The organism is Pseudomonas sp. PME37.24/025 (assembly GCF_055556615.1).
Genome location: NZ_JBVHNK010000009.1, coordinates 39,088 through 63,946 on the forward strand (window position 1 = coordinate 39,088; position 24,859 = coordinate 63,946).

Below are 24,859 nucleotides of genomic sequence, written 5' to 3' on the forward strand. Positions count from 1 at the left end.
CATATGTCCTTCAGTTAAGAAGATAAAAGCCTACAGGAGTGTTCACCGTGAACCGCCTGCTATTGAACTGCGACATCGGCGAGAGTTTCGGTAACTGGACCATGGGTCTGGACGCCGAGGTCATGCCCTTCATCGACTGCGCCAACATCGCTTGCGGCTTCCACGCCGGCGATCCGAGCATCATGCGCAAGACCGTCAGCCTGGCCCTGAGCCACGGCGTGCAGATTGGTGCGCATCCGGCATATCAGGATCTGGTGGGGTTCGGTCGTCGCTCCATGGCGTATACCGCCCAGGAACTGCAGGACCTGTTGCACTACCAGATCGGCGCCCTCGACGGCATTTGCCGGGCACAGGGCGGGCGGGTGAGTTACGTCAAACCCCACGGCGCGATGTACAACGACATGATGGCCAACCCGGCGCAACTGCGCGCGGTGATTCAGGCCGTGGCAGCCTACGACCGGACGCTGCCATTGATGCTGATGGCGACCCGCGACAACAATGCCGCGCAGCAACTCGGCGATGAATATGGCGTGACGTTGTGGTTCGAAGCCTTCGCCGATCGCGCTTACGACAGCGCAGGCAGGCTGGTCTCGCGGCAACTGCCGGGCGCCGTGCATCACGATCCCGAGAAAATCATCGAACAAGCGTTGATCATTGCCCGCGGTGACAATCTTACGGTCAGCGATGGCAGCGCCTTGCACCTGCAGGCCAACACCTTGTGCGTACACGGCGATAACGCCAGTTCGGTGGCCGCCGTGCAGCGCATTCGCGAAGCCTTGAATCAGCAGAGTGCATCATGAAACCACGGGTGGAAGTGGTGGCGCTGGATTGCCTGATGGTGCGTCTGTTCGATGAAATCAGCGAGGCCAACATGCCGTGGATGCTCGCCGCCAGCGAGCGTCTGCGAGAAGCGTTCGCCAGCCATTTGATCGATCTGGTGCCGTCCTACACGACGTTGATGGTGCATTACGATCTGATGGCACTGAATCCGGCCCAGGCGCGGGAATTGATTGCTGAAGCCTTGATCGATCTGTCGCCCAACGCTCGGACCAAGGGTAAATGCCATGTGTTGCCGGTCTGGTATGACCTGAGTGTCGGCCCGGAATTGACGTTGCTGTCTCAGCGCAGCGGATTGACGGTGGAAGAGGTGATCCGCCGCCACAGCGGGCGCGAGTATCAGGTGTTCGCATTGGGCTTCGCACCGGGGTTCGCTTTCATGGGATTGGTGGAGGAAGTATTGGCTGCACCGCGTATGAATACTCCGCGCAAAAAAGTCGCAGCCGGCAGTGTTGGTATCGCCGAACGTCAGACGGCGGCTTATCCGGTGGTGTCCCCCGGCGGCTGGAACCTGATCGGCCGCACTCCGGCCAAATTGTTCGACCGCGAGCGCGACGGCTACAGCCTGATGCAACCGGGCGACACCGTGCGCTTCGAAGCGGTCAGCCATGCCGAGTTCATCAATCTGGGCGGTGACGATACGCCGTTGGAGGCGCAGGCATGAGCCGACTGACGATAGAAGCAAGTACGCCGCTGTGCCTGTTGCAGGATGCCGGGCGGTTTGGTGTGCGGCATCTGGGCGTGACCCAGGGCGGGGCAGCGGATTGGCGTTCGATGTCGTGGGCCAATTGGTTGCTGGGTAATGGACTGGATGCATCGGTGATCGAAATCACCCTCGGCGGGTTTACGGTCGTTGCCCAGGAAGATTGCGTGCTGGCGTTGGCCGGGGCGGATCTGGGGGCGCAAGTGGATGGCGAGGCATTGGCACCGTGGCGCAGTTTCAGGCTGAACAAAGGCCAGCAATTGCAATTCACCCAGCCGCTGCTTGGTGCTCGGGCTTATTTGGCGGCCCCGGGCGGATTTGATGCGCCAAAGGTGTTGGGCAGTAGCGCAACGGTGGTCCGTGAGGAACTCGGTGGGCTGGATGGCATGGGGCGGGCGTTGGCCAAAGATGCCCAGTTGAGCTACTCGGGGAGCTCGCTGTTACTGCTGCGGGCGTTGGCGCCCGAACAAGTGCCGGACTTCAAACTCAATGCGCCGCTGGACCTGGTGCTCGGTGCACAGATCGGCGAGTTCAGCGGGCAGAGTTTGTTCGACGCGTTCAACAGCGTCTGGACCCTCGACAGCCGTGCCGACCGGATGGGCATTCGCTTGCTGGGAACGGCGTTGCAGTATCAGGGCAAGCCGATGATTTCCGAAGGCATCCCGCTGGGCGCGGTCCAGGTGCCGCCGGACGGGCAGCCAATTGTGCTGCTCAATGATCGGCAGACCATTGGCGGTTATCCGCGGTTGGGGGCGTTGACGCCGTTGGCATTGGCGCGATTGGCGCAGTATTTGCCGGGGGCGAAGGTGCGGTTGAAGCCGGTGGTGCAGGATGTCGCGCATCGGGAACACGTCGCGTATTTACGCCGCTTTTAACTGTGGCGAGGGGGCTTGCCCCCGTTCGGCTGCGCAGCAGTCGTAAAACCATGCATGCGGTGTATCTGATACATCGCGATTGCAGATTTTGGGGTCGCTTCGCAACCCAACGGGGGTAAGCCCCCTCGCCACAGGTGCTACGCCTTATTTGGACAAAAACCGCATCCCTTCCTCCAACCCCCGAAGGGTCAGCGGATACATCTGGTCATCGATCAAATCCCGCACGATGTTGGTCGACGAGGTATAGCCCCAGGTGTCTTTCGGGTACGGGTTGATCCAGATGAGCTTCTTGTACTTCTCCTTGAAGCGCTGCATCCACACGTACCCGGCTTCTTCGTTCCAGTGCTCGACGCTGCCGCCGGCCTGGGTGATTTCATAGGGCGCCATGGCGGCGTCACCGATAAAGATCACTTTGTAGTCGGCGCCGTACTTGTGCAGCAGGTCCTGGGTGGCGGTGCGCTCGGAGGTGCGGCGCATGTTGTTCTTCCACACCGATTCATAAATGAAATTGTGGAAGTAGAAGTACTCCAGATGCTTGAACTCGGTCTTGCAGGCCGAGAACAGTTCTTCGCAGATCTTCACGTGGGCGTCCATCGAGCCGCCGATGTCGAACAGCAGCAGCAACTTGACGGTGTTGCGCCGCTCCGCACGCATCTGGATGTTCAGCAACCCGGCATCGCGTGCGGTGTGGTCGATGGTGCCGTCGATGTCCAGTTCTTCCGCCGCGCCCTGACGGGCGAATTTACGCAGGCGACGCAGGGCGACCTTGATGTTGCGCGTGCCCAGTTCGACCGAATCGTCGAGGTTCTTGTACTCGCGCTGATCCCAGACTTTGACCGCTTTGCCTTGACGCTTGCCGGCATCGCCGACCCGAATGCCTTCGGGGTTGAAGCCACCGGAGCCGAACGGGCTGGTGCCGCCGGTGCCGATCCACTTGTTGCCGCCGGCATGGCGCTCTTTCTGTTCTTCCAGGCGCTTCTTGAACTCTTCGATCAGCTTGTCCAGGCCGCCCAGGGACTGGATCGCGGCCCGCTCTTCATCGGTCAGGGAACGTTCGAATTCCTTGCGCAGCCAGTCTTCGGGGATCAACGCCTGGAGGTGATCGTCGAGCTTTTCCAGGCCATTGAAGTAGGCACCGAACGCCCGGTCGAACTTGTCGAAATGCTTTTCATCCTTCACCAGAATCGCCCGCGACAAGTAATAAAACTCGTCCATGTCGGCGAAGGTCACGCGCTGTTTCAGCGCGTTGATCAGGTCCAGCAGCTCACGCACCGAGACCGGCACCTTGGCTGCACGCATTTCATTGAACAGGTTGAGCAGCATGGCGATCGCCTCTCTCTATCGGGGCTTAGCGAGAGCCGCGACGGCTCATGAACGCCAGGCGCTCAAGCAATTGCACGTCTTGTTCGTTTTTCACCAGGGCGCCGGCCAATGGCGGAATGGCCTTGGTCGGATCGCGCTCGCGCAGCACCGCTTCGCCGATGTTGTCGGCCATCAGCAGCTTCAGCCAGTCCACCAGTTCGGAGGTCGATGGTTTCTTCTTCAGGCCCGGCACCTTGCGTACGTCGAAGAACACGTCCAGCGCTTCGCTGACCAGGTCTTTCTTGATGTTCGGATAATGTACGTCAACGATCCGTTGCATCGTGACGCGATCCGGGAAAGCGATGTAATGGAAGAAGCAGCGGCGCAGGAAGGCGTCCGGCAGCTCTTTCTCGTTGTTGGAGGTAATGATGATGATCGGGCGTTTCTTGGCCTTGATGGTCTCGTCGATCTCGTAAACGTAGAACTCCATCTTGTCGAGTTCTTGCAGCAGGTCGTTAGGGAACTCGATGTCGGCCTTGTCGATTTCGTCGATCAGCAGAATCACTCGCTCTTCGGACTCGAACGCTTCCCAGAGCTTGCCCTTTTTGAGGTAGTTGCGAACGTCGTGGACCTTCTCCGTACCCAGCTGCGAGTCCCGCAGGCGACTGACTGCGTCGTACTCGTACAGGCCTTGGTGGGCCTTGGTGGTGGACTTGATGTGCCAGGTAATCAACTTGGCGCCGAAGGATTCGGCCAATTGCTCGGCGAGCATGGTCTTGCCGGTGCCTGGCTCGCCCTTGACCAGCAGTGGCCGTTCCAGAGTGATGGCGGCGTTGACCGCCAGCTTCAGGTCATCGGTGGCGACGTAGGCCTGGGTGCCTTCGAACTTCATCTGCTAATCCTCGAACGGTAACGCCGACCTGAACGAGGCAGGGCGGGGCGCAATAAATATTCAGCCTCGACTATAACGCGCTGCCCGGTCGACTGTGAACGCAGACGGCTTATTCAGTCTCTGAATGGGGCGTCACATCTTGACTCAGTCTCGGCTGCTGGCCAGTATTGAGCTATCGCCATTTTGGCGATAGCTTGCTGGGCATGTTTCGCGATACGCAGGAGGATTGGAAACAATGTTACCCATGAAACGACCACGGCTGTCGGCTGTGCAGGTACTGCCGGATTACAGGCTGGCGCTGACTTTTATCGATGGCCAGCAACTGAGCCTCGATTTAAGTCGCGACCTGCATTCGTACCCGGGGTTGAAACCATTGCTGGAAGATCGTGCTTTTGAAGGCGCAGCCTTGGGTGACGATGGCTGGAGCGTGGAGTGGCCTGAACTGGATATCCAGATTGGCGCAGACACGTTGTATCTGGATGCCCTTGCGCAAAATGCGGCAGATGAAAACACCCGTATTTTCATCGATTGGCGTGCTCGCACCGGGTTGCCGCTGAATCAGGCGGCCGAAGCGCTGGGCGTCAGTGCCCGCAGTATCAGTCGCTACAGCAGTGGTCGTGAAACTGTGCCCCGGTCGTTGGCTCTGGCTTGCCTGGGTTGGGACTTCTTGCAGCAGCAATCAAACCCGGCGCGGGCAGCCGAAGAAACCGGTCGTTACACCGTCACACGCAAATCTTAATCGGTATCCGGCTTGGGTCGTTCGTACTGGGCATTGAATGCCTGGATGAAACCGTTGCGTAAAATCTGCAAAAAAGCCTCGAATGCGCTGATATCTCGTTGATGCACGCTGCCTCTGAGCTGGACGCGAGTGGCGAACTGGTTTTTCGGCTGGTTCTTCAACACATTCTCGGTGCCGCCGACGAGTGCTTCCCAGATGGAGCGAAAAATCCCTTTGTCCTTGTTCTCCACGTCCTGTTGCCAATTGAACACGTCGACGTCGCGCAATAGCGGCTTGATGTAGCCAGTGAGTTGGCCCTTGTTGGCTTCGGCTTCGATGACCAGGTCACCATGGCCGGCGTTGAAGTCGAACTTGCCGTAGGCCGCGGCGAAGTCGTTCATGCGTTTGAGTTCAAGGTTCGTGGCGCGCAGGCGGAACTCGAAATCCTGGAAGTCGCTCAGCGGATCGAAGGTTGCCGTGGTTTCCAGCGGCGCATGCCCCAGCAACAGCGCCTTGCCGTCGAAACGAGCGTCGCGTTTGCCTTTGGTGTCGACCACATTGGTCAGGTTGTAAATGCTGGCATTGACCTGGGTAGCATTCATGTTCACGGGCGGTTTTGAATTGAAATTTCGAAAGGTGACCCGGCCGTCGTTGATCCGCACTTCGTTCAGGGTTATCGGCAGCAATTTTTCCAGTTGTGCCCGCCAGTCGGTGCCCTGACCGGTCTGGGAGTTTTTCTTGTTGGCACCGCCGTCGACGAAGTTCACCTCGGGTTTGTCGAACTGCGCCTCGGCCACTACGGCGTGGTCATACCAGAGCGAGTGCCAACTGACGGAGAGGTCAATCAATGGCGCGTTGACGAAAGGCACGGGAACCTTGCCATTGACCTTGACGATTTTCAGTCCGTTGATTTTGTAGGCGCCGCGCCACAGGGCCAGGTCTACGTCGGTAATCTGCCCTCGATAGTCACCCATGTTCGCCAATCTCTCGTTGAGGTAATCGCGCACCACGTAGGGCAGGGCAATGTGCAGGGCAACCAGCAGCAGAACGAGGCCGGCGAGGGTCCACAGGGGCCAACTGTATCGACGCTTCATGGCGGCAAATCTCTGGCGGTATAAAGCGATTGACTGCGGGGGTAAGCGGACGTTCGACTGACTGGACGACCACGGGTAACAGGCATACCTTGGACAGCTAATTCAACGCTGTATAAGGACCCAGCCATGAGCCGTATTTATGCTGACAACGCCCATTCCATTGGCAATACGCCGCTGGTGCAGATCAACCGTATTGCCCCGCGCGGTGTCACCATCCTGGCCAAGATCGAAGGGCGCAACCCCGGTTATTCGGTCAAGTGCCGGATTGGCGCGAACATGATCTGGGAGGCTGAAAGCAGCGGTAAACTCAAGCCCGGCATGACCATTATCGAACCGACTTCGGGCAACACCGGTATCGGCCTGGCGTTCGTTGCCGCCGCCCGCGGTTACCGGCTGGTATTGACGATGCCGGCGTCCATGAGCATCGAACGGCGCAAGGTGCTCAAAGCCCTTGGTGCCGAACTGGTGTTGACGGAGCCGGCCAAAGGCATGAAAGGCGCGATCGAGAAGGCCGCCGAAATCCTCGCCAGCGACCCGTCCACTTACTTCATGCCGGCGCAATTCGAAAACCCGGCCAACCCGGCCATCCACGAAAAAACCACCGGGCCGGAAATCTGGAACGACACCGACGGCGCAGTCGACGTATTGGTGGCGGGCGTCGGAACTGGTGGAACCATTACCGGGGTTTCGCGGTATATCAAGAATACCCAGGGCAAGCCGATAATCTCGGTGGCGGTGGAGCCGCTGGTGTCTCCAGTGATTACCCAGACAATCGCCGGGGAAGAAATCAAACCGAGCCCTCACAAAATCCAGGGCATCGGCGCCGGTTTTGTGCCGAAGAACCTGGACTTGTCGATGGTTGACCGGGTCGAACTGGTCAGCGACGACGAATCCAAGGCAATGGCCCTGCGTCTGATGCAGGAAGAAGGGATTTTGAGCGGTATCTCGTGCGGCGCCGCCATGGCAGTGGCTGTGCGGCTGGCCGAAACCCCAGAGATGCAGGGCAAGACCATCGTGGTGATCCTGCCCGACTCTGGCGAACGCTACCTGTCGAGCATGCTGTTCAGTGATCTGTTTACCGAACAGGAGAATCAGCAGTAGGAGCTGCCGAAGGCTGCGAACTTTTGATTCTCGTGTGAAAGGGGTTGATTCAGGTCAGCCCCTGTTCAGGAACCCTATGTTAAGAAGTGCTTTATTGCGCAATCCTTAACACTGAATGTTGAGTCATGTGGGTTTTTCCCGAGGCCGGTAGTGTTTATCATGGCCGACTGCCACGTCGGGTAAATGGCGTTGTGCGGAGTTACCTATCCTCAAGGAGTCGTAGATGAGCTTTTCTTTTGTCGCGAAGGCGTCGGTGTTGCTGCTATTCCTGGGCAGCACACTCTATGTGCACTTGCGTGGCAAGGCGCGTTTGCCGGTCCTGCGTCAGTTCGTCAATCATTCGGCTCTGTTCGCGCCTTACAACGCCTTGATGTACCTGTTCTCCGGCGTACCGTCCAAACCCTACCTGGACCGCAGCAAGTTCCCGGAACTGGACGTGCTCAGGGACAACTGGGAAGTTATCCGCGACGAAGCCATGCACTTGTTCGACGAGGGCTACATTCGCGCCGCCGAAAAGAACAACGATGCCGGTTTCGGTTCGTTCTTCAAGAAGGGCTGGAAGCGTTTCTACCTCAAGTGGTACGACAAACCGCTGCCGTCAGCCGAAGCCTTGTGCCCGAAAACCGTGGCGTTGGTCAGCAGTATCCCCAACGTCAAAGGCGCCATGTTTGCGCTGCTGCCTGGTGGCAGTCACCTCAACCCGCATCGCGACCCGTTCGCCGGCTCCCTGCGTTATCACCTGGGGCTGTCGACACCGAACTCCGACGATTGCCGCATCTTCGTCGACGGTCAGGTCTATGCCTGGCGTGATGGCGAAGACGTGATGTTCGATGAAACCTACGTGCACTGGGTCAAGAACGAAACCGAGCAAACCCGGGTCATTCTGTTTTGCGACATCGAGCGACCGCTGAGCAATCGCCTCATGACCCGCATCAACCGCTCGATCAGCGGCTTGCTGGGGCGCGCCACTGCACCCCAGAACCTAGATGATGAACGCGTTGGCGGGATCAATCAGGCCTATGCCTGGAGCAAGAACTCAAGTGACAAATTCAGCGGTGTGGTCAAACAGTGGAAACGCCGCAATCCCAAGGCCTACCGCGTACTGCGACCGGTGCTGGCGGTGGTGGTGTTGACGTTGTTGGGGTATTGGCTGTTTGGTTGAGGTTGGTTTCTGGCGGCACAGTCAACATGATGTCACCTGACACACCGCCTTCGCGAGTAAGCCTGGTCCCACAGGTTTCGTGCCAGCCCCCTGTTTCTCGGCTCTTGCGTCAAGTCATTGCAATCCATGTCGAGCGCTGGTTATAGTCGGCGCTCGGTGGTTTTCTGAACCACCCATTCACCCACCCAAAAAGATCAGTCCATGCCAGCTTCTCCCATCAACGCGGTAGTCGATTCAGCGGTCAACGCTGGCGTCGTGCCGTGCGGGGATCAGCAGCCTGCGCAGATCAGTCATTACCCTCCACCTGTCAGTAGCACGCCGGTGTGCGCAGTCGTATCACCGCCGGGCGTTGGCTTCTCGGGCTGATCAGCTTTTTTCTGCTGTTCCCATGCCCATCTGAAAAGCGCCTGAAAAAACTACTGAATTTCAGCTTCGGCTGAGTTGGCTTTTTGCCTGACTACAGGTGGTATTCATGTTTGTCCTTTCGAAAAAATCCGCGCTCGCGGCGGCGTCCACAAGCCTGTTCGTTTTGCTGTGGAGCAGCGGGGCGATCTTCTCCAAATGGGGCCTGGCCCATGCGTCACCCTTCGCCTTTCTGCTGGTTCGCTTCGCCATTGCCCTGTGCGGGTTGGTGCTGCTGGCGCCGTTACTCAAGTTGAAACTGCCCAAAGGCGGCAAGCCGATGTTATATGCGATGGCCACGGGTGTGGTGTTGCTGGGGGCTTATCAGATTTTCTATCTGCTGGCTCTCGACCTCAAAGTCACGCCGGGGATGATGGCAACCATCATGGGCGTTCAACCGATTCTCACCGTAGTGATCATGGAGCGGCACCGATCAATAAGCCGGATGTTCGGTCTGGCGTTGGGCTTGGCCGGGTTGATCATGGTGGTCTATCAGGGCATCGGTCTGGCCGGCATGTCGTTGGCCGGAATGCTCTTCGGTCTGTTGGCGCTGGCGAGCATGACGTTCGGTTCGATCATGCAGAAACGCATCACCGATAATCCCCTCGGCACACTGCCGGTGCAGTACCTGGCGGGGTTGTTGCTCTGCGGGATTTTCGTGCCGTTCCAGCCGTTTCACGTCGAACACAGTATGGGGTTCATCCTGCCGGTGTTGTGGATGGGGTTGGTGGTATCAGTGCTGGCGACTTTGCTGCTCTATCGACTGATCGCCCGGGGCAATCTGGTGAATGTCACCAGCCTGTTCTACCTGGTACCGGCAGTGACGGCAGTGATGGATTACCTGTTTTTCGGCAACAGACTGGCGGCGTTGAGTCTGTTGGGCATGGGGCTGATCATCGTCGGCCTGGTGTTTGTGTTCCGTAAGAGCGCTTGAAACCGAAAGGCCCGGGGCATGAGCTCTGGGCCTTGTTTATTTGGTCAGCGAATGCTTCCCCCGGCACTGCAGAACGCTAATCCGCTGGGGATTCGGCGGTTGGTGGATGGGGAGGTGAGTCAGTTGCCTTTGTAGTGGTCTGAGCCGACGCCATCGCGGGCAAGCCCGCTCCCACAGGATTAGGTGTTGCTTACAGAATATGGGTACGACACAAACTACTGTGGGAGCGGGCTTGCCCGCGATGGCGTTATCAGCGGCAGCACAACACTACCTGGCAACCACCCCAGCCGTCTTCAACACCGCCGGCTTCAACACCAGCCACAACGCCACCGCAATCAACACCCCGCCATAAAGATGCGCCATCGACAGCGGCTCATCCAGCAACAGCGCCCCCCACAACACGCCGAACGGCGGGATCATGAAGGTCACGGTCATCGACTTCACCGGGCCGATCGAGCTGAGCAAACGGAAGTAAATAATGTAGGCAAAGGCCGTGCATACCAAACCCAACCCCAACAACGACAACCAGACACTCCAGCCGCCCCAGCTCGCTGGTGGCTGGCTGATCACGCTGTAGCCAAACAGTGGCAGCAACAACAACGTCGCACCGAGCATGCTGCCCAGCGCCGAAAGGCGACTGTCGAGGCCGCCGGCATGGTCGAGCCAGCGCCGGGCGAGGAACCCGGCAAAGCCATAGCAGGTGGTGGCCATCAGGCACGCGAGTGCGCCCATCAGCAGTTCCAGGTTGAACGCCACCGGACCTGCACGGGTAAGGACGCCGACGCCAAACAGGCCGAGAAATACTCCGCCCAACTTGGCAGCGGTGAGTTTTTCATGGAAGAACAGCCCGCCGATCAATACCCCCATCAAAGGCGTGGTGGCGTTGAAAATTGCCGAATAACCGGCCGGCAGCACTTGGGCTGCAACGCAATAGAGGGTTGCTGGAATCCCGGAGTTGATCATCCCGAGCAGCATCACCGTTTTGAGTTTGCCTTTGAAATCCCAGCTAATGCGCATCAGCCCAAGGATCACCAGCAGCCCGACGGCGGCAATCGATACGCGAAAAAAAGCGGTGGGGATTGTGCCAATCACTGGGGCAATCACGCGCATGAACAGAAAGCTCGCCCCCCAAATGGCGGCTAGCGACAACATACGCAGGATATCGACGGGGTTCACGGCACTTTCCTTCCTTGATTGGCGCGCAAGTGTCGCGCCAGTCAGGGCACAAGGCAATGGTTGCGTTGCGTCACACAGGGCCACTAAGCTCAGGCTCCAACGACAAGAACAGCCGCCGAGGTTTTACCTATGCCGCAGCAATGGCCAGCCGCCGACATCGCCCAAATGATCCTCGATGGCTTTGACGATTACCGCGAGCATTTCCGTCAGATCACCGACGGCGCCCGAGCTCGCTTCGAGCAGGCCCAATGGCAGGAGACGCAAGTCGCGTCGGCGGCGCGAATCAACCTCTACGAAGAAAAGGTCGGCGAAACGGTCGCACGCTTGCATGCGTCGTTCGCGACCGATGTGCTGATGGACGTCAGCAACTGGCCGCTGGTCAAAAGCGCTTACATCAGCCTGATCGACCTGCGTTTCGACGATGAACTGTCCGAGACCTGGTACAACTCGATTTTCTGCGGGCTGTTCAGCCATGACCTGATCAGCGATGGCTGCATGTTCATCCACACTACGCGGCCGAGCCTGCGCCGCGCCCGGGCGGCGCAAACCCGCACCTACAAGCCGCAGGGGCAGTTGTCCGGCATGCTCACGAGCATTTTTGCCGACTACCGCTTCAGCGAAGATTACGCCGATCTGTCCGGCGACCTGCGTCGCCTCGAAGCGCAGTTGCGCGAGAACCTGCCGGACTGGGTCTGCAAGGATCCGGAACTGAGTGTCGAGCTGTTTTCCTCAGTGCTTTACCGCAACAAGGGTGCCTATCTGGTGGGGCGCATCTACACCCCCGACGAGCAATGGCCGCTGGTAATTCCGCTGCTGCACCGCGAAGGCCGGGGCATCCAGATCGATGCGCTGATCACCGACGAGGCGGAGGTGTCGATCATCTTCTCCTTCACCCGTTCGTACTTCATGGTCGATGTGCCGGTGCCGGCGGAATTCATCGGCTTTCTCAAACGCATCCTGCCGGGCAAGCACATCGCCGAGTTGTATACCTCGATCGGCTTCTACAAACATGGCAAGTCCGAGTTCTATCGGGCGCTGATCAATCATCTGGCCAACACCGACGATCAGTTCATCATGGCCCCCGGCGTGCGCGGGATGGTCATGAGCGTGTTTACCCTGCCGGGCTTCAATACCGTTTTCAAAATCATCAAGGACCGCTTCTCACCGTCGAAAAACGTCGACCGCGCCACGGTGATCGAAAAGTATCGGCTGGTGAAAAGCGTCGACCGGGTCGGGCGCATGGCCGATACCCAGGAGTTCGCCGACTTCCGTTTCCCGTTGAGCAAGTTCGAGCCGGCATGCCTGGAAGAACTGCTTGAAGTGGCCGCGTCCACGGTATCGCTGGAAGGTGACACGGTGCTGATTCGGCACTGCTGGACTGAGCGCCGGATGACGCCGTTGAACCTCTATCTGGAACACGCCAACGAGGCGCAGGTTCGCGAAGCGCTGGAGGATTACGGCCTGGCGATCAAGCAACTGGCGGCGGCGAACATTTTTCCCGGCGACATGCTGCTGAAAAACTTTGGCGTCACCCGTCACGGTCGTGTGGTGTTTTATGACTACGACGAGATTTGTTTCCTGACCGAAGCCAACTTCCGCCACATCCCGCAACCGCGTACACCGGAAGACGAAATGGCCTCCGAACCGTGGTACTCGATCGGGCCGCTGGATGTGTTCCCCGAGGAGTTTCCACCGTTTCTGTTTGCCGATTCGGGGCAACGACGGTTGTTCGATCAGTTGCATGGCGAGTTGTACAACGCTGATTACTGGAAGAGTTTGCAGGAGGTAATTCGGGCCGGGAAGGTGATTGATGTGTTTCCGTATCGGCGCAAAGGCCTCGATAACGAGTAGCCCACCTGAGTGAACACACTGTGGCGAGGGAGCTTGCTCCCGCTGGGTCGCGAAGCGGCCCCAAAACCATTCATCTCGGAGCTTCAGGCAAACCGCGATGACAGGATTACGACTGCTTCGCAGCCGAGCGGGAGCAAGCTCCCTCGCCACAAAAGCGCGTCACTCCGCGCCCCAAATCTGCGACAATCCGCCCCCTGCGCCACTAGACGACTTTTGCGTACCTGATGACTGACGAATCGCCTTCAATCGACAAACTGCTGAAAAACCTCGATCACGCCATGCTCGCCGACCGCCACCGGCTGCGGCGGCAGTTGCTTGAGCTGCGCAAGAAACCTGACGAGGCCAAACTGGCCCAGTGGGTGACGCGCACGCAGGCGTCCTGCGATCAGGTGTTGGCGCGGCGTGCCAGTTTGCCGGTGATTCGTTACGACGACAGCCTGCCGATCGCCGCCAAGCGCGACGAAATCAAAGAGGCGCTGCTCAAGCATCAGGTGCTGATCATTGCCGGCGAAACCGGGTCGGGTAAAACCACCCAGTTGCCGAAGATCTGCCTGGAAATCGGCCGCGGCCAGCACGGCCTGATCGGCCACACCCAGCCCCGTCGAATCGCCGCCCGCAGCGTAGCGAGCCGGGTTGCTGAAGAATTGGCGACGCCGTTGGGAGCGCTGGTTGGCTATCAGGTGCGGTTCGAGGATCAGAGCGATTCCAACACCCTGATCAAACTGATGACCGACGGCATCCTGCTGGCGGAAACCCAGAACGACCGCTACCTCGAACGCTACGACACGATCATCGTCGACGAAGCCCACGAGCGCAGCCTGAACATCGACTTCCTGCTCGGTTACCTGAAAACCCTGCTGCCGCGTCGTCCGGACCTGAAAGTCATCATCACCTCGGCGACCATCGACCTGGAGCGTTTTTCCAAGCACTTCGATGATGCGCCGATTGTCGAGGTCTCCGGCCGTACCTTCCCGGTAGAAACCTGGTATCGCCCGCTGACCCTGGAGCAGGACGAGGAGGGCAACCGCGTAGAGGATGACCTGACCGTGGATCAGGCGATCCTCGCCACCCTTGACGAAATTGCCGCGTTCGAACGCAGCGAGCGCAAGAGTCCCGGCGACGTGCTGGTGTTCCTGCCCGGCGAGCGAGAGATTCGCGACGCCGCCGACATGCTGCGCAAGGCCCAACTCAAACACACCGAGATTCTGCCGTTGTACGCGCGACTATCGCCGGCCGAGCAGCAGCGGATTTTCCAGTCCCATCCTGGGCGTCGCGTGGTCCTGGCGACCAACGTCGCGGAAACCTCGCTGACGGTGCCGGGCATTCGTTACGTGATCGACAGCGGCACCGCGCGCATCAGCCGTTACAGCTACCGCGCCAAGGTTCAGCGCCTGCCCATCGAAGCGGTTTCCCAGGCCAGTGCCAACCAGCGTAAAGGCCGTTGTGGACGGGTCGAGCCGGGCATTTGTATCCGCCTCTACAGCGAAGAAGATTTCATCGGCCGCCCGGAGTTTACCGACCCGGAAATCCTGCGCACCAACCTCGCAGCGGTGATTTTGCAGATGCTGCATCTGCGCCTTGGCGAGATCATCGATTTCCCGTTTATCGAGCCGCCGGATGGCAAAGCCATTAGCGACGGTTTCAACCTGCTGCAAGAACTCTCGGCGGTGGACCGCAACAGTCAGTTGACCCCGCTCGGTCGCCAACTGGCGCGGTTGCCGGTGGACCCGCGTATGGGCCGCATGCTACTGGAAGCGGCGAAACTTGGCAGCTTGCAGGAAGTGCTGATCGTCGCCAGTGCCATGTCGATTCAGGACCCGCGCGAACGTCCGCCGGAGCGTCAGCAAGCGGCGGATCAGGCCCACGCCCAGTGGAAAGACGTGGACTCGGACTTCGCCGGGCTGGTCAATCTGTGGCGTGGTTTTGAAGAGCAGCGCCAGGCGTTGACGGCCAGTCCGCTGCGCAACTGGTGCCGCAAGAATTTCCTCAATTACCTGCGCCTGCGCGAGTGGCGCGACTCCCATCGTCAGTTGAGCCTGATCTGCCGCGACATGCAGTTGAGCCTCAACAAAGAGCCGGCGGATTACCCGAAACTGCACAAAGCGGTGCTGGTGGGGCTGCTCAGTCAGATCGGCCAGAAGACCGAAGACGGCGACTACCTCGGCGCCCGTCAGCGACGTTTCTGGATACACCCCTCGTCGGGTATCGGCAAGAAACGCCCGCAATGGCTGATGACCGCCGAACTGGTGGAGACCACCAAGCTATACGCGCGGATGGTCGCCAAGATCGACGCTGACTGGATCGAGCCGCTGGCCGGGCACCTGATCAAGAAAAACCACTTCGAACCCCACTGGGAGAAGAAGCGCGGTCAGGTCGTGGCCTTCGAGCAAATCACCCTGTTCGGGCTGATCGTGGTGGGTCGCCGGCCGGTGCATTACGGGCCGATCGATCCGGTGGTGTCTCGCGAATTTTTTATTCGCGAAGGCCTGGTGCGCGGCAAGATTCAATCCAAAGCCAAGTGTTTGTCCGCCAATGCACAGTTGTTGGAACAGCTCGATGAACTGGAAGCCAAGGCGCGCCGCCGCGACATTCTCGCCGACGAAGAAACCTTGTTTGCCTTCTACGATGCGCGACTGCCGGCAGAGATTCACCAGACCGCGACTTTCGACAGTTGGTACCGGGTCAACAGCCAGAAAGACCCACAGCTGCTGATCATGCGCGAAGAAGACGTGCTGGCTCGCGAAGCGAGTGAAGTCACCGCCGCGCATTACCCGGACACCCTGCACATCGGCGATCTGGAACTGGCGCTGAGTTATCACTTCGAGCCCAACCATCCGCGTGATGGCGTGACCTTGCGCGTGCCGGCGCCGCTGTTGCCGATGCTGCCGCCGGAACGTCTGGAATGGCTGGTGCCGGGCGTGATCGAGGCCAAGTGCATTGCGTTGGTGCGCAACCTGCCCAAGGCGTTGCGCAAGAACTTCGTGCCGGTGCCGGATTTCGTCAAAGCCGCGTTGCAGCGCATCACATTTGCCGAGGGCTCGTTGCCTCTGGCGCTGGGCCGCGAGTTGCTGCGCATGACCGGCGCGCGGGTCAGCGATGAAGCCTGGGCCGAAGCCTCGCAGCAGGTCGAAAGTCATTTGCGGATGAACCTGGAAATCGTCGACGGTCAGGGCAAGTTCCTCGGCGAAGGCCGTGACTTGGCCGAGCTGACCGCACGCTTTGCCGAGGCCAGTCAGGCTGCGTTGGCGGTGCCGCAAACGGCGAAGAGCCAACAACCGGTAGAGCCGAAAGTCTTTGCCGCTGTGGCTGAGAAAACCCAGCAGAAAATCGCCGGGCTATCGATGACGGTGTATCCGGCGCTGGTGGAAGAGGGCGGTACGGTCAAGGAAGGTCGATTCTCGACCCCGGCCGAAGCCGAGTTCCAGCATCGTCGAGCGTTGCAGCGCTTGCTGATGCAGCAATTGGCGGAACCGGCGAAGTTCCTGCGCGGCAAGTTGCCGGGGCTGACCGAGTTGGGCCTGATGTATCGAGAACTGGGGCGCATCGACGCGCTGGTCGAAGACATTCTGCTGGCCAGTCTCGACAGCTGCATCCTCGACGGCGAAGACCCATTGCCGCGCGATGGCGCCGGGCTGGCATCGCTGGCCGAGCGCAAACGTGGCGGCTGGACCGAGCACGCCGAACGGTTGGCCAAGCTGACGCTGGAGATTCTCAAGCTGTGGCATGGCCTGCAAAAACGCTTCAAGGGCAAGATTGACCTGGCGCAAGCCGTGGCCTTGAACGACATCAAGCAGCAGCTCAGCCATCTGGTGTATCCGGGGTTCGTGCGTGAAACGCCGATGCCGTGGCTCAAGGAACTGCCGCGTTACCTCAAGGCTGTCGAGCAACGTTTCGAAAAACTCGGCGCTCAGGTGCAGAAAGACCGGGTCTGGAGCGGCGAATTGTCCGGCCTCTGGACCCAATATCAGACCCGCGCCAACAAACATGCCCAGGAAGGCAAACGCGATCCGCAGTTGGAACTCTATCGCTGGTGGCTGGAGGAATACCGGGTCTCATTGTTCGCGCAGCAATTGGGGACCAAGGTACCGATCTCCGACAAGCGCTTGAACAAGCAGTGGACACAAGTCGAGCCTTGATCCTGTGTGCAGGCTTGTGTGGCGAGGGGGCTTGCCCCCGTTCGGCTGCGTAGCAGTCGTAAAGCCAGCGCACTCGGTATATCTGATACACCGAGGCTGCAGGTTTTGGGGCGGCTTCGCCACCCAACGGGGGCAAGCCCCCTCGCCACACCGGCTCCCACAGGTACGCTGTTGCTCTCGCAAAAGGCGCCAAAAGCCAGCGTTTATGGCAAACTTCGCGCCTATAAACGCCAGTCCCGCGGTTTTGAGCCTTCACGGGCCGGGCGGATCGGAATAAAGCGATGCCAGGTTTGCGTCTGGACCTGGAATAGACCCTTTGTGTGTTGGTACGTCGGTGCCAGCGCTTTCTGCCTGAACGGATTAGAGAAACGACCATGCATAACGTCGTCATCAGCGGCACCGGCCTGTACACCCCGGCCAACAGCATTTCCAATGAAGAGCTGGTGCAGTCTTTCAACGCTTACGTCGCGCTGTTCAACGCCGACAACGCCGACGCCATCGCGCGCGGCGAAATCCAGGCATTGACCGAATCCAACGCGGCGTTTATCGAAAAAGCGTCCGGCATCAAAAGCCGCTTTGTCATGGACAAGGACGGCATTCTCGACCCGCAGCGCATGGCACCATGCTTGCCTGAGCGTTCGAATGACGAGTGGTCGGTGCTTTGCCAGATGGCCATCGGTGCGGCCGAACAAGCCTTGCAGCGTGCCGGCAAAACCGCCGCTGACATCGACGGTGTGATCGTCGCCTGCTCCAACCTGCAACGCGCCTACCCGGCCATCGCCATCGAAGTTCAGGAAGCGCTGGGCATTCAGGGTTTTGGTTTCGACATGAACGTTGCCTGTTCCTCGGCGACCTTCGGCATCCAGGCAGCGGCCAACAGCGTGCAACTGGGCCAGGCCCGGGCGATCCTGATGGTCAACCCGGAAGTCTGCACCGGTCACCTGAATTTTCGTGACCGCGACAGCCACTTCATCTTCGGCGACGCCGCCACGGCGGTGATCATCGAGCGTGCGGATCTCGCGACGTCCAAGTATCAGTTCGACGTGGTCAGCACCAAACTGCTGACCAAGTTCTCCAACAACATCCGCAACAACTTCGGCTTCCTCAACCGCGCCGCGGAAGAGGGCATCGGTGCCCCCGACAAACTGTTCGTCCAGGAAGGCCGCAAGGTGTTCCGCGATGTCTGCCCGATGGTCGCCGAGCTGATCGCCACGCACCTGGCAGAAAACCAGCTCAACGTCAGCGACGTGAAGCGTTTCTGGCTGCACCAGGCCAACCTCAGCATGAACCACTTGATCGTCAAGAAGCTGCTGGGCCGCGAAGCCACCGAAGAAGAAGCCCCGGTGATTCTCGACACCTATGCCAACACCAGTTCCGCCGGTTCGGTGATTGCGTTTCACAAAAACCAGGACGATCTGGTCAGCGGTTCGCTGGCTGTACTCAGCTCGTTCGGTGCCGGCTACTCGATCGGTAGCGTGATTCTGCGCAAGCGCTGATCCAACCTGCCCTTTGTGGCGAGGGAGCTTGCTCCCGCTGGAGTGCGCAGCACTCCTAAAACCGGCGATTGTGGTCTTGCTGAAGAACCGCAAACGCCGGTTTTTACGACTGCTTCGCAGCCGAGCGCGAGCAAGCTCGCTCGCCACAATGCATGGCTTGGCCCACCTGACACGAGGCATGAATGACTGCAGCTGACGACACCCTATTGCTCGAACGCCTGCTGGCAGGCGAGCAGAGGGCTTTCAAGGAACTGGTCAGCACTTACCAGAGCGCCATGCGCGCGGTGGCCTATGCCATCGTCGGCAACCGACACGTCGACGAGGTGGTACAGGATGCCTGGCTGTCGGTGGTGCGCAATCTCGGCGGGTTCGAGGGGCGTTCGAGCCTCAAGACCTGGCTGCTGACCATCACCGCCAACTCGGCCAAGAGCCGCTACAAGCAAAACCGCCGGGAAGTGTTGCTCGATGACCTGCCGTCGCCTCACGGCACGGTCGATGACGATCGTTTTTCATCGACTGATGGTCATTGGCTGGTGGCGCCGTACGCTTGGCATCAGGACACGCCAGAGGCTCTGTTGACCGAAAATGAACTGCGCGAATGTCTGGAGCACACGTTGCTCAGCCTGTCGGAACTGCAAAGCAGTGTTTTGCTGTTACGCGAGCGACAAGGGCTGGAGCTGGAGGAGATCTGTAATCTTCTGGAACTCTCGCTCTCCAATGTTCGTGTGCTGCTGCATCGGGCACGGTTGAAGGTCTTTGCGACCGTGGAGCACTTTGAGGAAACCGGCGAATGTTGACCTGCAAGGAACAAGTGGCGCGCTCCAGTGATTATCTCGATGGGCAGTTGAGTTTTCGCGAGCGACTGATGGTGCGGCATCATTTGATGTTCTGCCCCAATTGCCGACGGTTCATTCGGCAGATGCGGTTGATGCAGGCCACGCTGAAGGTGATGCCCGAGCCGCCTGTAGCTGACCTGGATGCGCTGGCTGAACGGCTTGCCAACGAACATCTGAAGAACAAACCGTAGTTCCCCCACGCCTGACATACCCCTCCAGCCGCTCTAGCTTGCGGCTTGCAGCTCATCTCTCGTGGCTGCTTTTCTGTTATTTCAATTCGAAGTAAAAAGTTCCCCTGTCATAAAATCTTTATCTATCAGCAACCCGGCTGAAATACCCCGCCTCCAAGATTCCCTCCCAACACAAGCGGGCCAGACCCGCGTGTTTCCAAGCTACAGACCACCAATTAGGGGAACTCTTCGATGATCCGTAAGCACTTCGCCGGTTTTGCCGCCAGCGCATTGGCCATGGCAGTAACCGCCCAGGCTTTCGCTGGCACCGTCACCACTGACGGCGCCGATATCGTAGTCAAAACCAAGGGCGGCCTCGAAGTCGCCACCACCGATAAAGAATTCAGCTTCAAACTCGGCGGTCGCTTGCAGGCTGACTACAGCCAGTTCGATGGCGTCTACACCAAAAACGGTGATACCGCTGACGCGGCCTATATCCGTCGTGGCTTCCTGGAGCTGTCTGGTGTGCTGTACACGGATTGGGCTTACACCATCAACTACGACTTCTCCCACAACAGCGGTGATTCCGACAACGGTTACTTCGACGAAGCGTCGCTGGCCTACAACGGCTTCAAACCGGTCTCGATCAAAGTCGGTCGTTTCGACCCGGACTTTGGCCTGGAAAAAGCTACCAGCTCCAAGTGGGTCACTGCGCCAGAACGCAACATGGCGTACGACATGGTCGATTGGGCGAACAGCCACCAGAATGGTCTGGGCCTGCAAGCCTCCAGCACCTTCGCTGATTCGTTCTACGCGTCCGCCGGCGTGTTCAGCAAAGACACCGACGATACCGATGGCAACAGCGTCAAACAGGTCAACGGCCGCTTTGTATTCGCGCCGATGCATGACGCCGGCAACGTGCTGCACTTCGGTGTGAACGTGGCTTCTCGTGATGTCTCCGAAACGGCCTTCGATTCGCGTTATCGCACCCGCATGGGCATGCGTGGCGTGGAAACCCTCGGCGGCAATGATGCCGGCACCAACGGCAACCGTCCGGTGCTGGGTGGCAGTTCCACTTCGCCTGCCGGCTCCTATGACCGTGACGACGCTTACGGTCTGGAAGCCGCATTCGCCATGGGCCCGGCCTCGATCCAGGGCGAATACGTCGCCCGCAAGACCAAGGCTGATGCCAGCAACCGTGAAGACATCAAAGGTCATGGTTTCTACGTTCAGGGTGCCTACACCCTCACCGGCGAAGCCCGTGGCTATAAAGTCGGCAAGTTCGATGCGATCAAGCCAGCCAACAAGTCCATCGGCGCCTGGGAGCTGTTCTATCGTTACGACAGCCTGACCGTCGAAGACGACAACATCACCACCGCCAGCCTGACCCGCGATGTCGGCGATGCCGAAGCCAAGGTGCACACACTGGGCGTCAACTGGTACGCCAACGAAGCCGTGAAAATCACTGGCGCCTACCTCAAGGCCAAGACTGACAACGTGACCAACGCCACTGCTGCCAGCGGTACTACCCCGGCACGTCGTACCGGTGATGACAGCGGTGACGGCTTCGTGGTCCGCGCTCAATACGTGTTCTAAATCGCAGTAAACGCTGTACGAGCTCTTTCTTCATCCGTTAAAGCTCCTCTCGTTTTAACCCCGCTTCGGCGGGTTTTTTTTTGTTTCGGATTAGGCAATCAGATAAGCGATACTCGTCCCATCTGTAGAAAAATGATGGTCGGGGATACTAATGCCGCTGCAACGTCTGGAAAGTCTGTCCGAAATCGCGCCGCACACCTGGGACGCGCTGGTACCGGAAACTCAGCCGTTTCTGCGCCATGCCTTTCTCAGCGCTCTGGAAGACAGCGGCAGCCTCGGCCCGCATTCCGGCTGGCAGCCCGAGCATCTGCTGCATGTTGAAGGTGATCGCCTGATCGCCGCGCTGCCCAGTTACCGCAAATGGCATTCCTACGGCGAGTACGTGTTCGACCATGCCTGGGCCGAAGCCTGTGAGCGTGCCGGCATCGACTACTACCCCAAGTTGTTGACGGCGGTGCCATTCAGCCCGGTCAGCGGGCCGCGATTGCTGGCGGCGACGATCGAGGACGGTTTCGAGCTCCTGCAGAGCCTGCCGGGTTATCTGGAGATCGAAGGACTTTCCAGCGCCCATATCAACTTCACCGATCCATTCACCGACGCGGCATTGGCCGAACAGCCTGGCTGGTTGCAGCGCATTGGCTGTCAGTACCACTGGCAGAATCGCGGTTATCGGGATTTTCAGGACTTCCTTGACGCCCTCAGTTCACGCAAGCGCAAGCAAATGCGCAAGGAGCGTGAGCAGGTTGCGGGGCAGGGCATCGACTTCGAATGGCTGGAAGGACGGCAACTGGATCAGGCGCAGTGGGACTTTGTGTATGCCTGCTACGCCAATACCTACGCGGTGCGTCGACAAGCGCCGTACCTGACGCGGGAATTTTTCAGTCTGTTGGCCGAGCGCATGCCGGAATCGATTCGTGTGGTGTTGGCTAAACAAGGCTCACGGCCGGTGGCCATGGCCTTCAGTCTGGTCGGTGGCGACAGCTTTTATGGTCGTTACTGGGGCTGCCTGGCGGAGTTCGATCGCCTGCACTTCGAGACCTGTTTCTATCAGGGCATGGACTACGCGATTGCCAAAGGCTTTCAGCGTTTTGACGCGGGCGCTCAAGGCGAGCACAAGTTGATTCGTGGCTTTGAGCCGGTGATCACCCATTCCTGGCATTACCTGCGCCATCCGGGCTTGAAGTCGGCGGTGAAAGACTTCCTTGAGCGTGAGCGGGTCGGGGTCATGGGGTATGCAGAAGAAGCGAAGACAGCCTTGCCCTACCGACAAGGCTGATCTTCGCGTTATGTCCCTTGTCAGCTGTCCTCTTTACCCAGCCAGCGATACGTCACGCCGCCGATGACCGCACCCAGAATCGGCGCCAGCCAGAACAGCCACAGTTGTTGAATCGCCCAACCGCCGACAATCAGCGCCGGGCCTGTACTGCGAGCCGGGTTGACCGAGGTGTTGGTGACCGGAATCGAGATCAAGTGGATCAGGGTCAGCGCCAGGCCGATGGCGATGGGCGCCAGTCCGGCCGGGGCGCGTTTGTCGGTGGCGCCGAGAATGATCAGGATGAACATGGCGGTCATCACCAATTCACTGACAAACCCCGCCGCCATCGAGTAGCCGCCTGGCGAGTGTTCGCCGTAGCCATTGGATGCAAGGCCGCTGGCCAGTTCGAATCCGGGTTTGCCGCTGGCGATGAAGTACAGCAGAGCCGCTGCGATGATCGCGCCAATCACTTGGGCGATGATGTAGGCGGGCAGTTCTTTGGCAGGGAATCGTCCGCCGACCACCAGCCCGACCGAAACCGCAGGGTTGAGATGGCAGCCCGAAATGTGGCCGATAGCGAAGGCCATCGTCAGCACCGTCAAACCGAATGCCAGGGACACCCCCAGCAAACCGATCCCCACGTTTGGAAACGCCGCTGCCAGGACCGCACTGCCGCACCCTCCTAACACCAACCAGAATGTCCCCACCAATTCTGTAGCCGAGCGTTTGAACAAAGACATAGCGAATTTCCCTGTCGAGATAACACTGTCGTTGTGCATCCAGCAGATGGACTACAGAACCATCTCCAGCACCTTGGCTGAGTACAGCAGGGTTTTAATGAAATTCCAGTGACCATAAAAAACCGCCAAAGCCCGTGTTCAAAGGGTTGTGGCGGTTCGCCGATCTAATGTGGGAGCGGGCTCATGTGGCGGGGGGCTCATGTGGCGAGGGGGCTTGCCCCCGTTGGGGCGCGAAGCACCCCTAAAACCGGTCACCGCGATCTTGAAATTAGAAAGCGGTGACTGGTTTTAGGACTGCTTCGCAGTCCAACGGGGCGATGCGGCGTTCCGACAAGCCCCCTCGCCACAACTCGCTCTCACAGTGGCTAGTCGTTGTGTCAGTAGAGGCTATCCCGCACTCTCGCCGATGCTTCCCGGTCATACGCCTCGGCATCGAACTGCCCATCGTTCAGGCGCTTATGAAACGCCCCGGCAGTTGGCAGCGCAGAGCGTTCGAGGTGTTTCTGTGGGTTCCACAAATCCGAACGCACAATCGCTTTCGAACAGTGGAAATACGCCGCTTGCACCGTCACCAGCATTACCGTGCGCGCCGGTTTGCCATTGACTGCAAAACTCTCCAGCAACCCAGGCTCGGCGCTGATCTGCGCCGTGCCGTTGACCCGCAACGTTTCGCCAATCCCCGGAATGATGAACAGCAGCGATACCCGCGAATCGAGCACGACATTGCGCAGCGTGTCGATGCGGTTGTTGCCCGGTCGATCCGGAATCGCCAGCGTGCGTTCATCGATGATCCGCACGAAACCCGGTGTATCGCCACGCGGCGAGCCGTCCATGCCGTCGGGGCCGACCGAGCTGATAATCACCAGTGGCGAGGCGCGGACCATCGCCTGATAGTCCTCGTTCAGAAACGGGATCTGCTTGCGCACCGCGCGGTCATGGGGCAGGCCGTAGATCGCTTCCAGCGCTTCGATTGAATTCAACATCGTTCATCCCTCTACGAATCAGAAAACCAGACCCATCCGCCGTTCGTAACCGATCCGGCCTTTGTACGCTTCGCCGCTGTCGACATAGCCAAACTTGGCATACAGCGCGATGGCCGACTCATTGTCCGCATCCACCGACAACTCCAGCCCTTTGATTTCCGGCCAGGCCTGGCGCGCAACCTCGGGCAGGGCTTGCAGGCAGGCTTTGCCATAGCCTTTGCCTTGGGCGCGGCGATCGACTTGCAGGGCATGCAGGGTGGCGCTGTGTTCATCGGCCCAGGCCGGCAGCACCGGCGGGCGCTTGAGCAGCAGGAAGGCTACCGGAACATCCTCCACCAGCAGGGCAAAGCCTTTGACGCCAGGGCCAGGCTTGGACAGCAAGGTGTGCAACGCACCATGAATGTCGCCGGAGAATTTGATTTGTTCGGCGTGGATTTCGATGGCCTCGACCTGTTGGCGCTGCAGGGCGTTCAGGCTTTCGTAAGGCACGAGTCGGGCAGTCACTGGAGTGTCCTTTTTCCAACGGAAATGAGCTTCGGATTCTAGCGAGTTTGCACCCATGGATTATTTTTATTTCGGTTGTCGATTTGGCTTTTCGCC

22 protein-coding genes are annotated in these 24,859 nt (G+C 59.2%); 15 read left to right on the forward strand and 7 right to left on the reverse strand.

What is annotated here, in order from left to right; genetic code table 11:
- The first annotated feature begins 47 nt into the window (after nt 1-47).
- The 3 genes from ACZ3HH_RS17230 to ACZ3HH_RS17240 are packed head-to-tail and all read left to right on the forward strand — an operon-like array spanning nt 48 to nt 2,415.
- Entirely contained in the window at nt 48-800 is a 753-nt protein-coding gene (locus ACZ3HH_RS17230) for a 5-oxoprolinase subunit PxpA (RefSeq protein WP_465806156.1), read from the forward strand.
- A complete protein-coding gene (pxpB, locus tag ACZ3HH_RS17235) occupies nt 797-1,501 on the forward strand; it encodes a 5-oxoprolinase subunit PxpB (protein WP_465806158.1) in 705 nt (234 codons plus the stop codon). The genes ACZ3HH_RS17230 and pxpB overlap by 4 nt, the downstream gene beginning before the upstream one ends.
- Complete coding sequence (locus ACZ3HH_RS17240; RefSeq protein WP_465806160.1) at nt 1,498-2,415, forward strand: 5-oxoprolinase subunit C family protein; 918 nt, start codon at nt 1,498-1,500, stop codon at nt 2,413-2,415. The genes pxpB and ACZ3HH_RS17240 overlap by 4 nt, the downstream gene beginning before the upstream one ends.
- A gap of 144 nt (nt 2,416-2,559) precedes the next feature.
- Here the strand turns inward: ACZ3HH_RS17240 and ACZ3HH_RS17245 are convergent, their stop codons facing one another.
- Both ACZ3HH_RS17245 and ACZ3HH_RS17250 read right to left on the reverse strand, forming a co-directional pair.
- Nucleotides 2,560-3,738 (reverse strand): vWA domain-containing protein, encoded by a 1,179-nt coding sequence (locus ACZ3HH_RS17245; protein ID WP_465806162.1) that lies wholly within the window; start codon nt 3,736-3,738, stop codon nt 2,560-2,562.
- A gap of 25 nt (nt 3,739-3,763) precedes the next feature.
- Entirely contained in the window at nt 3,764-4,609 is an 846-nt protein-coding gene (locus tag ACZ3HH_RS17250; RefSeq protein WP_038979370.1) for an AAA family ATPase, read from the reverse strand.
- Between the two features lie 235 nt (nt 4,610-4,844).
- Here ACZ3HH_RS17250 and ACZ3HH_RS17255 point away from each other — a divergent pair, with 235 nt between their 5' ends.
- Complete coding sequence (locus ACZ3HH_RS17255) at nt 4,845-5,348, forward strand: DUF2442 domain-containing protein (RefSeq protein WP_465806165.1); 504 nt, start codon at nt 4,845-4,847, stop codon at nt 5,346-5,348.
- Here the strand turns inward: ACZ3HH_RS17255 and ACZ3HH_RS17260 are convergent.
- On the reverse strand, nt 5,345-6,421 hold the full coding sequence (locus tag ACZ3HH_RS17260) for a DUF748 domain-containing protein (protein WP_465806167.1): 1,077 nt from the start codon (nt 6,419-6,421) through the stop codon (nt 5,345-5,347). The genes ACZ3HH_RS17255 and ACZ3HH_RS17260 overlap by 4 nt on opposite strands.
- 126 nt (nt 6,422-6,547) lie before the next feature.
- On the opposite strand from ACZ3HH_RS17260, the gene cysK reads away from it, so the two are divergent.
- From cysK to ACZ3HH_RS17280, 4 genes are all read left to right on the forward strand, one after another.
- Nucleotides 6,548-7,522, forward strand: coding sequence for a cysteine synthase A (cysK, locus tag ACZ3HH_RS17265; protein ID WP_367374557.1), 975 nt, complete (start codon nt 6,548-6,550; stop codon nt 7,520-7,522).
- A gap of 223 nt (nt 7,523-7,745) precedes the next feature.
- The gene (locus tag ACZ3HH_RS17270) at nt 7,746-8,684 is read left to right on the forward strand and encodes an aspartyl/asparaginyl beta-hydroxylase domain-containing protein (RefSeq protein WP_465806169.1); all 939 of its coding nucleotides are present in this window, start codon (nt 7,746-7,748) and stop codon (nt 8,682-8,684) included.
- 201 nt (nt 8,685-8,885) lie between these two features.
- Nucleotides 8,886-9,050, forward strand: a complete 165-nt coding sequence (locus tag ACZ3HH_RS17275) for a hypothetical protein (RefSeq protein ID WP_465806171.1) — start codon at nt 8,886-8,888, stop codon at nt 9,048-9,050.
- Nucleotides 9,051-9,156: 106 nt separating this feature from the next.
- Nucleotides 9,157-10,020 carry a DMT family transporter gene (locus tag ACZ3HH_RS17280; protein ID WP_465806173.1) on the forward strand — a complete coding sequence of 288 codons (864 nt, stop codon included), beginning with the start codon at nt 9,157-9,159 and terminating at the stop codon, nt 10,018-10,020.
- A 267-nt stretch (nt 10,021-10,287) separates the two neighbouring features.
- On the opposite strand, the gene ACZ3HH_RS17285 is transcribed toward ACZ3HH_RS17280, so the two are convergent.
- A complete protein-coding gene (locus ACZ3HH_RS17285; RefSeq protein ID WP_465806175.1) occupies nt 10,288-11,196 on the reverse strand; it encodes a DMT family transporter in 909 nt (302 codons plus the stop codon).
- Between the two features lie 129 nt (nt 11,197-11,325).
- On the opposite strand from ACZ3HH_RS17285, the gene aceK reads away from it, so the two are divergent.
- The 7 genes from aceK (at nt 11,326) to ACZ3HH_RS17320 (ending at nt 22,557) form a co-directional block, all read left to right on the forward strand.
- Nucleotides 11,326-13,047 carry a bifunctional isocitrate dehydrogenase kinase/phosphatase gene (gene aceK, locus ACZ3HH_RS17290; RefSeq protein WP_465806177.1) on the forward strand — a complete coding sequence of 574 codons (1,722 nt, stop codon included), beginning with the start codon at nt 11,326-11,328 and terminating at the stop codon, nt 13,045-13,047.
- Between the two features lie 224 nt (nt 13,048-13,271).
- Nucleotides 13,272-17,183 carry an ATP-dependent RNA helicase HrpA gene (hrpA, locus tag ACZ3HH_RS17295; protein ID WP_465806179.1) on the forward strand — a complete coding sequence of 1,304 codons (3,912 nt, stop codon included), beginning with the start codon at nt 13,272-13,274 and terminating at the stop codon, nt 17,181-17,183.
- A 374-nt stretch (nt 17,184-17,557) separates the two neighbouring features.
- Nucleotides 17,558-18,679 carry a beta-ketoacyl-ACP synthase III gene (locus tag ACZ3HH_RS17300; RefSeq protein WP_465806181.1) on the forward strand — a complete coding sequence of 374 codons (1,122 nt, stop codon included), beginning with the start codon at nt 17,558-17,560 and terminating at the stop codon, nt 18,677-18,679.
- A gap of 182 nt (nt 18,680-18,861) precedes the next feature.
- Nucleotides 18,862-19,476, forward strand: coding sequence for an RNA polymerase sigma factor (locus ACZ3HH_RS17305; protein WP_465806183.1), 615 nt, complete (start codon nt 18,862-18,864; stop codon nt 19,474-19,476).
- Nucleotides 19,470-19,706 (forward strand): anti-sigma factor family protein, encoded by a 237-nt coding sequence (locus ACZ3HH_RS17310; RefSeq protein ID WP_008071928.1) that lies wholly within the window; start codon nt 19,470-19,472, stop codon nt 19,704-19,706. Before ACZ3HH_RS17305 ends, ACZ3HH_RS17310 begins: the two co-directional genes overlap by 7 nt.
- A 231-nt stretch (nt 19,707-19,937) precedes the next feature.
- A complete protein-coding gene (locus tag ACZ3HH_RS17315) occupies nt 19,938-21,281 on the forward strand; it encodes an OprO/OprP family phosphate-selective porin (protein ID WP_465806185.1) in 1,344 nt (447 codons plus the stop codon).
- A 151-nt stretch (nt 21,282-21,432) separates the two neighbouring features.
- The gene (locus ACZ3HH_RS17320) at nt 21,433-22,557 is read left to right on the forward strand and encodes a GNAT family N-acetyltransferase (protein ID WP_465806187.1); all 1,125 of its coding nucleotides are present in this window, start codon (nt 21,433-21,435) and stop codon (nt 22,555-22,557) included.
- 20 nt (nt 22,558-22,577) lie between these two features.
- Here the strand turns inward: ACZ3HH_RS17320 and aqpZ are convergent, their stop codons facing one another.
- The 3 genes from aqpZ to ACZ3HH_RS17335 all read right to left on the reverse strand — a co-directional run bounded on the left by aqpZ (nt 22,578) and on the right by ACZ3HH_RS17335 (nt 24,763).
- A complete protein-coding gene (gene aqpZ / locus ACZ3HH_RS17325) occupies nt 22,578-23,276 on the reverse strand; it encodes an aquaporin Z (RefSeq protein WP_223484390.1) in 699 nt (232 codons plus the stop codon).
- A 377-nt stretch (nt 23,277-23,653) separates the two neighbouring features.
- On the reverse strand, nt 23,654-24,259 hold the full coding sequence (locus ACZ3HH_RS17330; protein WP_465806190.1) for a pyridoxamine 5'-phosphate oxidase family protein: 606 nt from the start codon (nt 24,257-24,259) through the stop codon (nt 23,654-23,656).
- Nucleotides 24,260-24,277: 18 nt separating this feature from the next.
- Entirely contained in the window at nt 24,278-24,763 is a 486-nt protein-coding gene (locus tag ACZ3HH_RS17335) for a GNAT family N-acetyltransferase (protein ID WP_465806191.1), read from the reverse strand.
- Nucleotides 24,764-24,859: the final 96 nt, after the last annotated feature.

Bases quoted from the DNA above. Each gene is read 5' to 3' on its own strand.
- pxpB (WP_465806158.1), top strand. From the start codon at position 797: ATGAAACCACGGGTGGAAGTGGTGGCGCTGGATTGCCTGATGGTGCGT.
- ACZ3HH_RS17240 (WP_465806160.1), top strand. From the start codon at position 1,498: ATGAGCCGACTGACGATAGAAGCAAGTACGCCGCTGTGCCTGTTGCAG.
- ACZ3HH_RS17245 (WP_465806162.1), bottom strand. From the start codon at position 3,738: ATGCTGCTCAACCTGTTCAATGAAATGCGTGCAGCCAAGGTGCCGGTC.
- ACZ3HH_RS17250 (WP_038979370.1), bottom strand. From the start codon at position 4,609: ATGAAGTTCGAAGGCACCCAGGCCTACGTCGCCACCGATGACCTGAAG.
- ACZ3HH_RS17255 (WP_465806165.1), top strand. From the start codon at position 4,845: ATGTTACCCATGAAACGACCACGGCTGTCGGCTGTGCAGGTACTGCCG.
- ACZ3HH_RS17260 (WP_465806167.1), bottom strand. From the start codon at position 6,421: ATGAAGCGTCGATACAGTTGGCCCCTGTGGACCCTCGCCGGCCTCGTT.
- cysK (WP_367374557.1), top strand. From the start codon at position 6,548: ATGAGCCGTATTTATGCTGACAACGCCCATTCCATTGGCAATACGCCG.
- ACZ3HH_RS17270 (WP_465806169.1), top strand. From the start codon at position 7,746: ATGAGCTTTTCTTTTGTCGCGAAGGCGTCGGTGTTGCTGCTATTCCTG.
- ACZ3HH_RS17275 (WP_465806171.1), top strand. From the start codon at position 8,886: ATGCCAGCTTCTCCCATCAACGCGGTAGTCGATTCAGCGGTCAACGCT.
- ACZ3HH_RS17280 (WP_465806173.1), top strand. From the start codon at position 9,157: ATGTTTGTCCTTTCGAAAAAATCCGCGCTCGCGGCGGCGTCCACAAGC.
- aceK (WP_465806177.1), top strand. From the start codon at position 11,326: ATGCCGCAGCAATGGCCAGCCGCCGACATCGCCCAAATGATCCTCGAT.
- hrpA (WP_465806179.1), top strand. From the start codon at position 13,272: ATGACTGACGAATCGCCTTCAATCGACAAACTGCTGAAAAACCTCGAT.
- ACZ3HH_RS17300 (WP_465806181.1), top strand. From the start codon at position 17,558: ATGCATAACGTCGTCATCAGCGGCACCGGCCTGTACACCCCGGCCAAC.
- ACZ3HH_RS17305 (WP_465806183.1), top strand. From the start codon at position 18,862: ATGACTGCAGCTGACGACACCCTATTGCTCGAACGCCTGCTGGCAGGC.
- ACZ3HH_RS17310 (WP_008071928.1), top strand. From the start codon at position 19,470: ATGTTGACCTGCAAGGAACAAGTGGCGCGCTCCAGTGATTATCTCGAT.
- ACZ3HH_RS17315 (WP_465806185.1), top strand. From the start codon at position 19,938: ATGATCCGTAAGCACTTCGCCGGTTTTGCCGCCAGCGCATTGGCCATG.
- ACZ3HH_RS17320 (WP_465806187.1), top strand. From the start codon at position 21,433: ATGCCGCTGCAACGTCTGGAAAGTCTGTCCGAAATCGCGCCGCACACC.
- aqpZ (WP_223484390.1), bottom strand. From the start codon at position 23,276: ATGTCTTTGTTCAAACGCTCGGCTACAGAATTGGTGGGGACATTCTGG.
- ACZ3HH_RS17330 (WP_465806190.1), bottom strand. From the start codon at position 24,259: ATGTTGAATTCAATCGAAGCGCTGGAAGCGATCTACGGCCTGCCCCAT.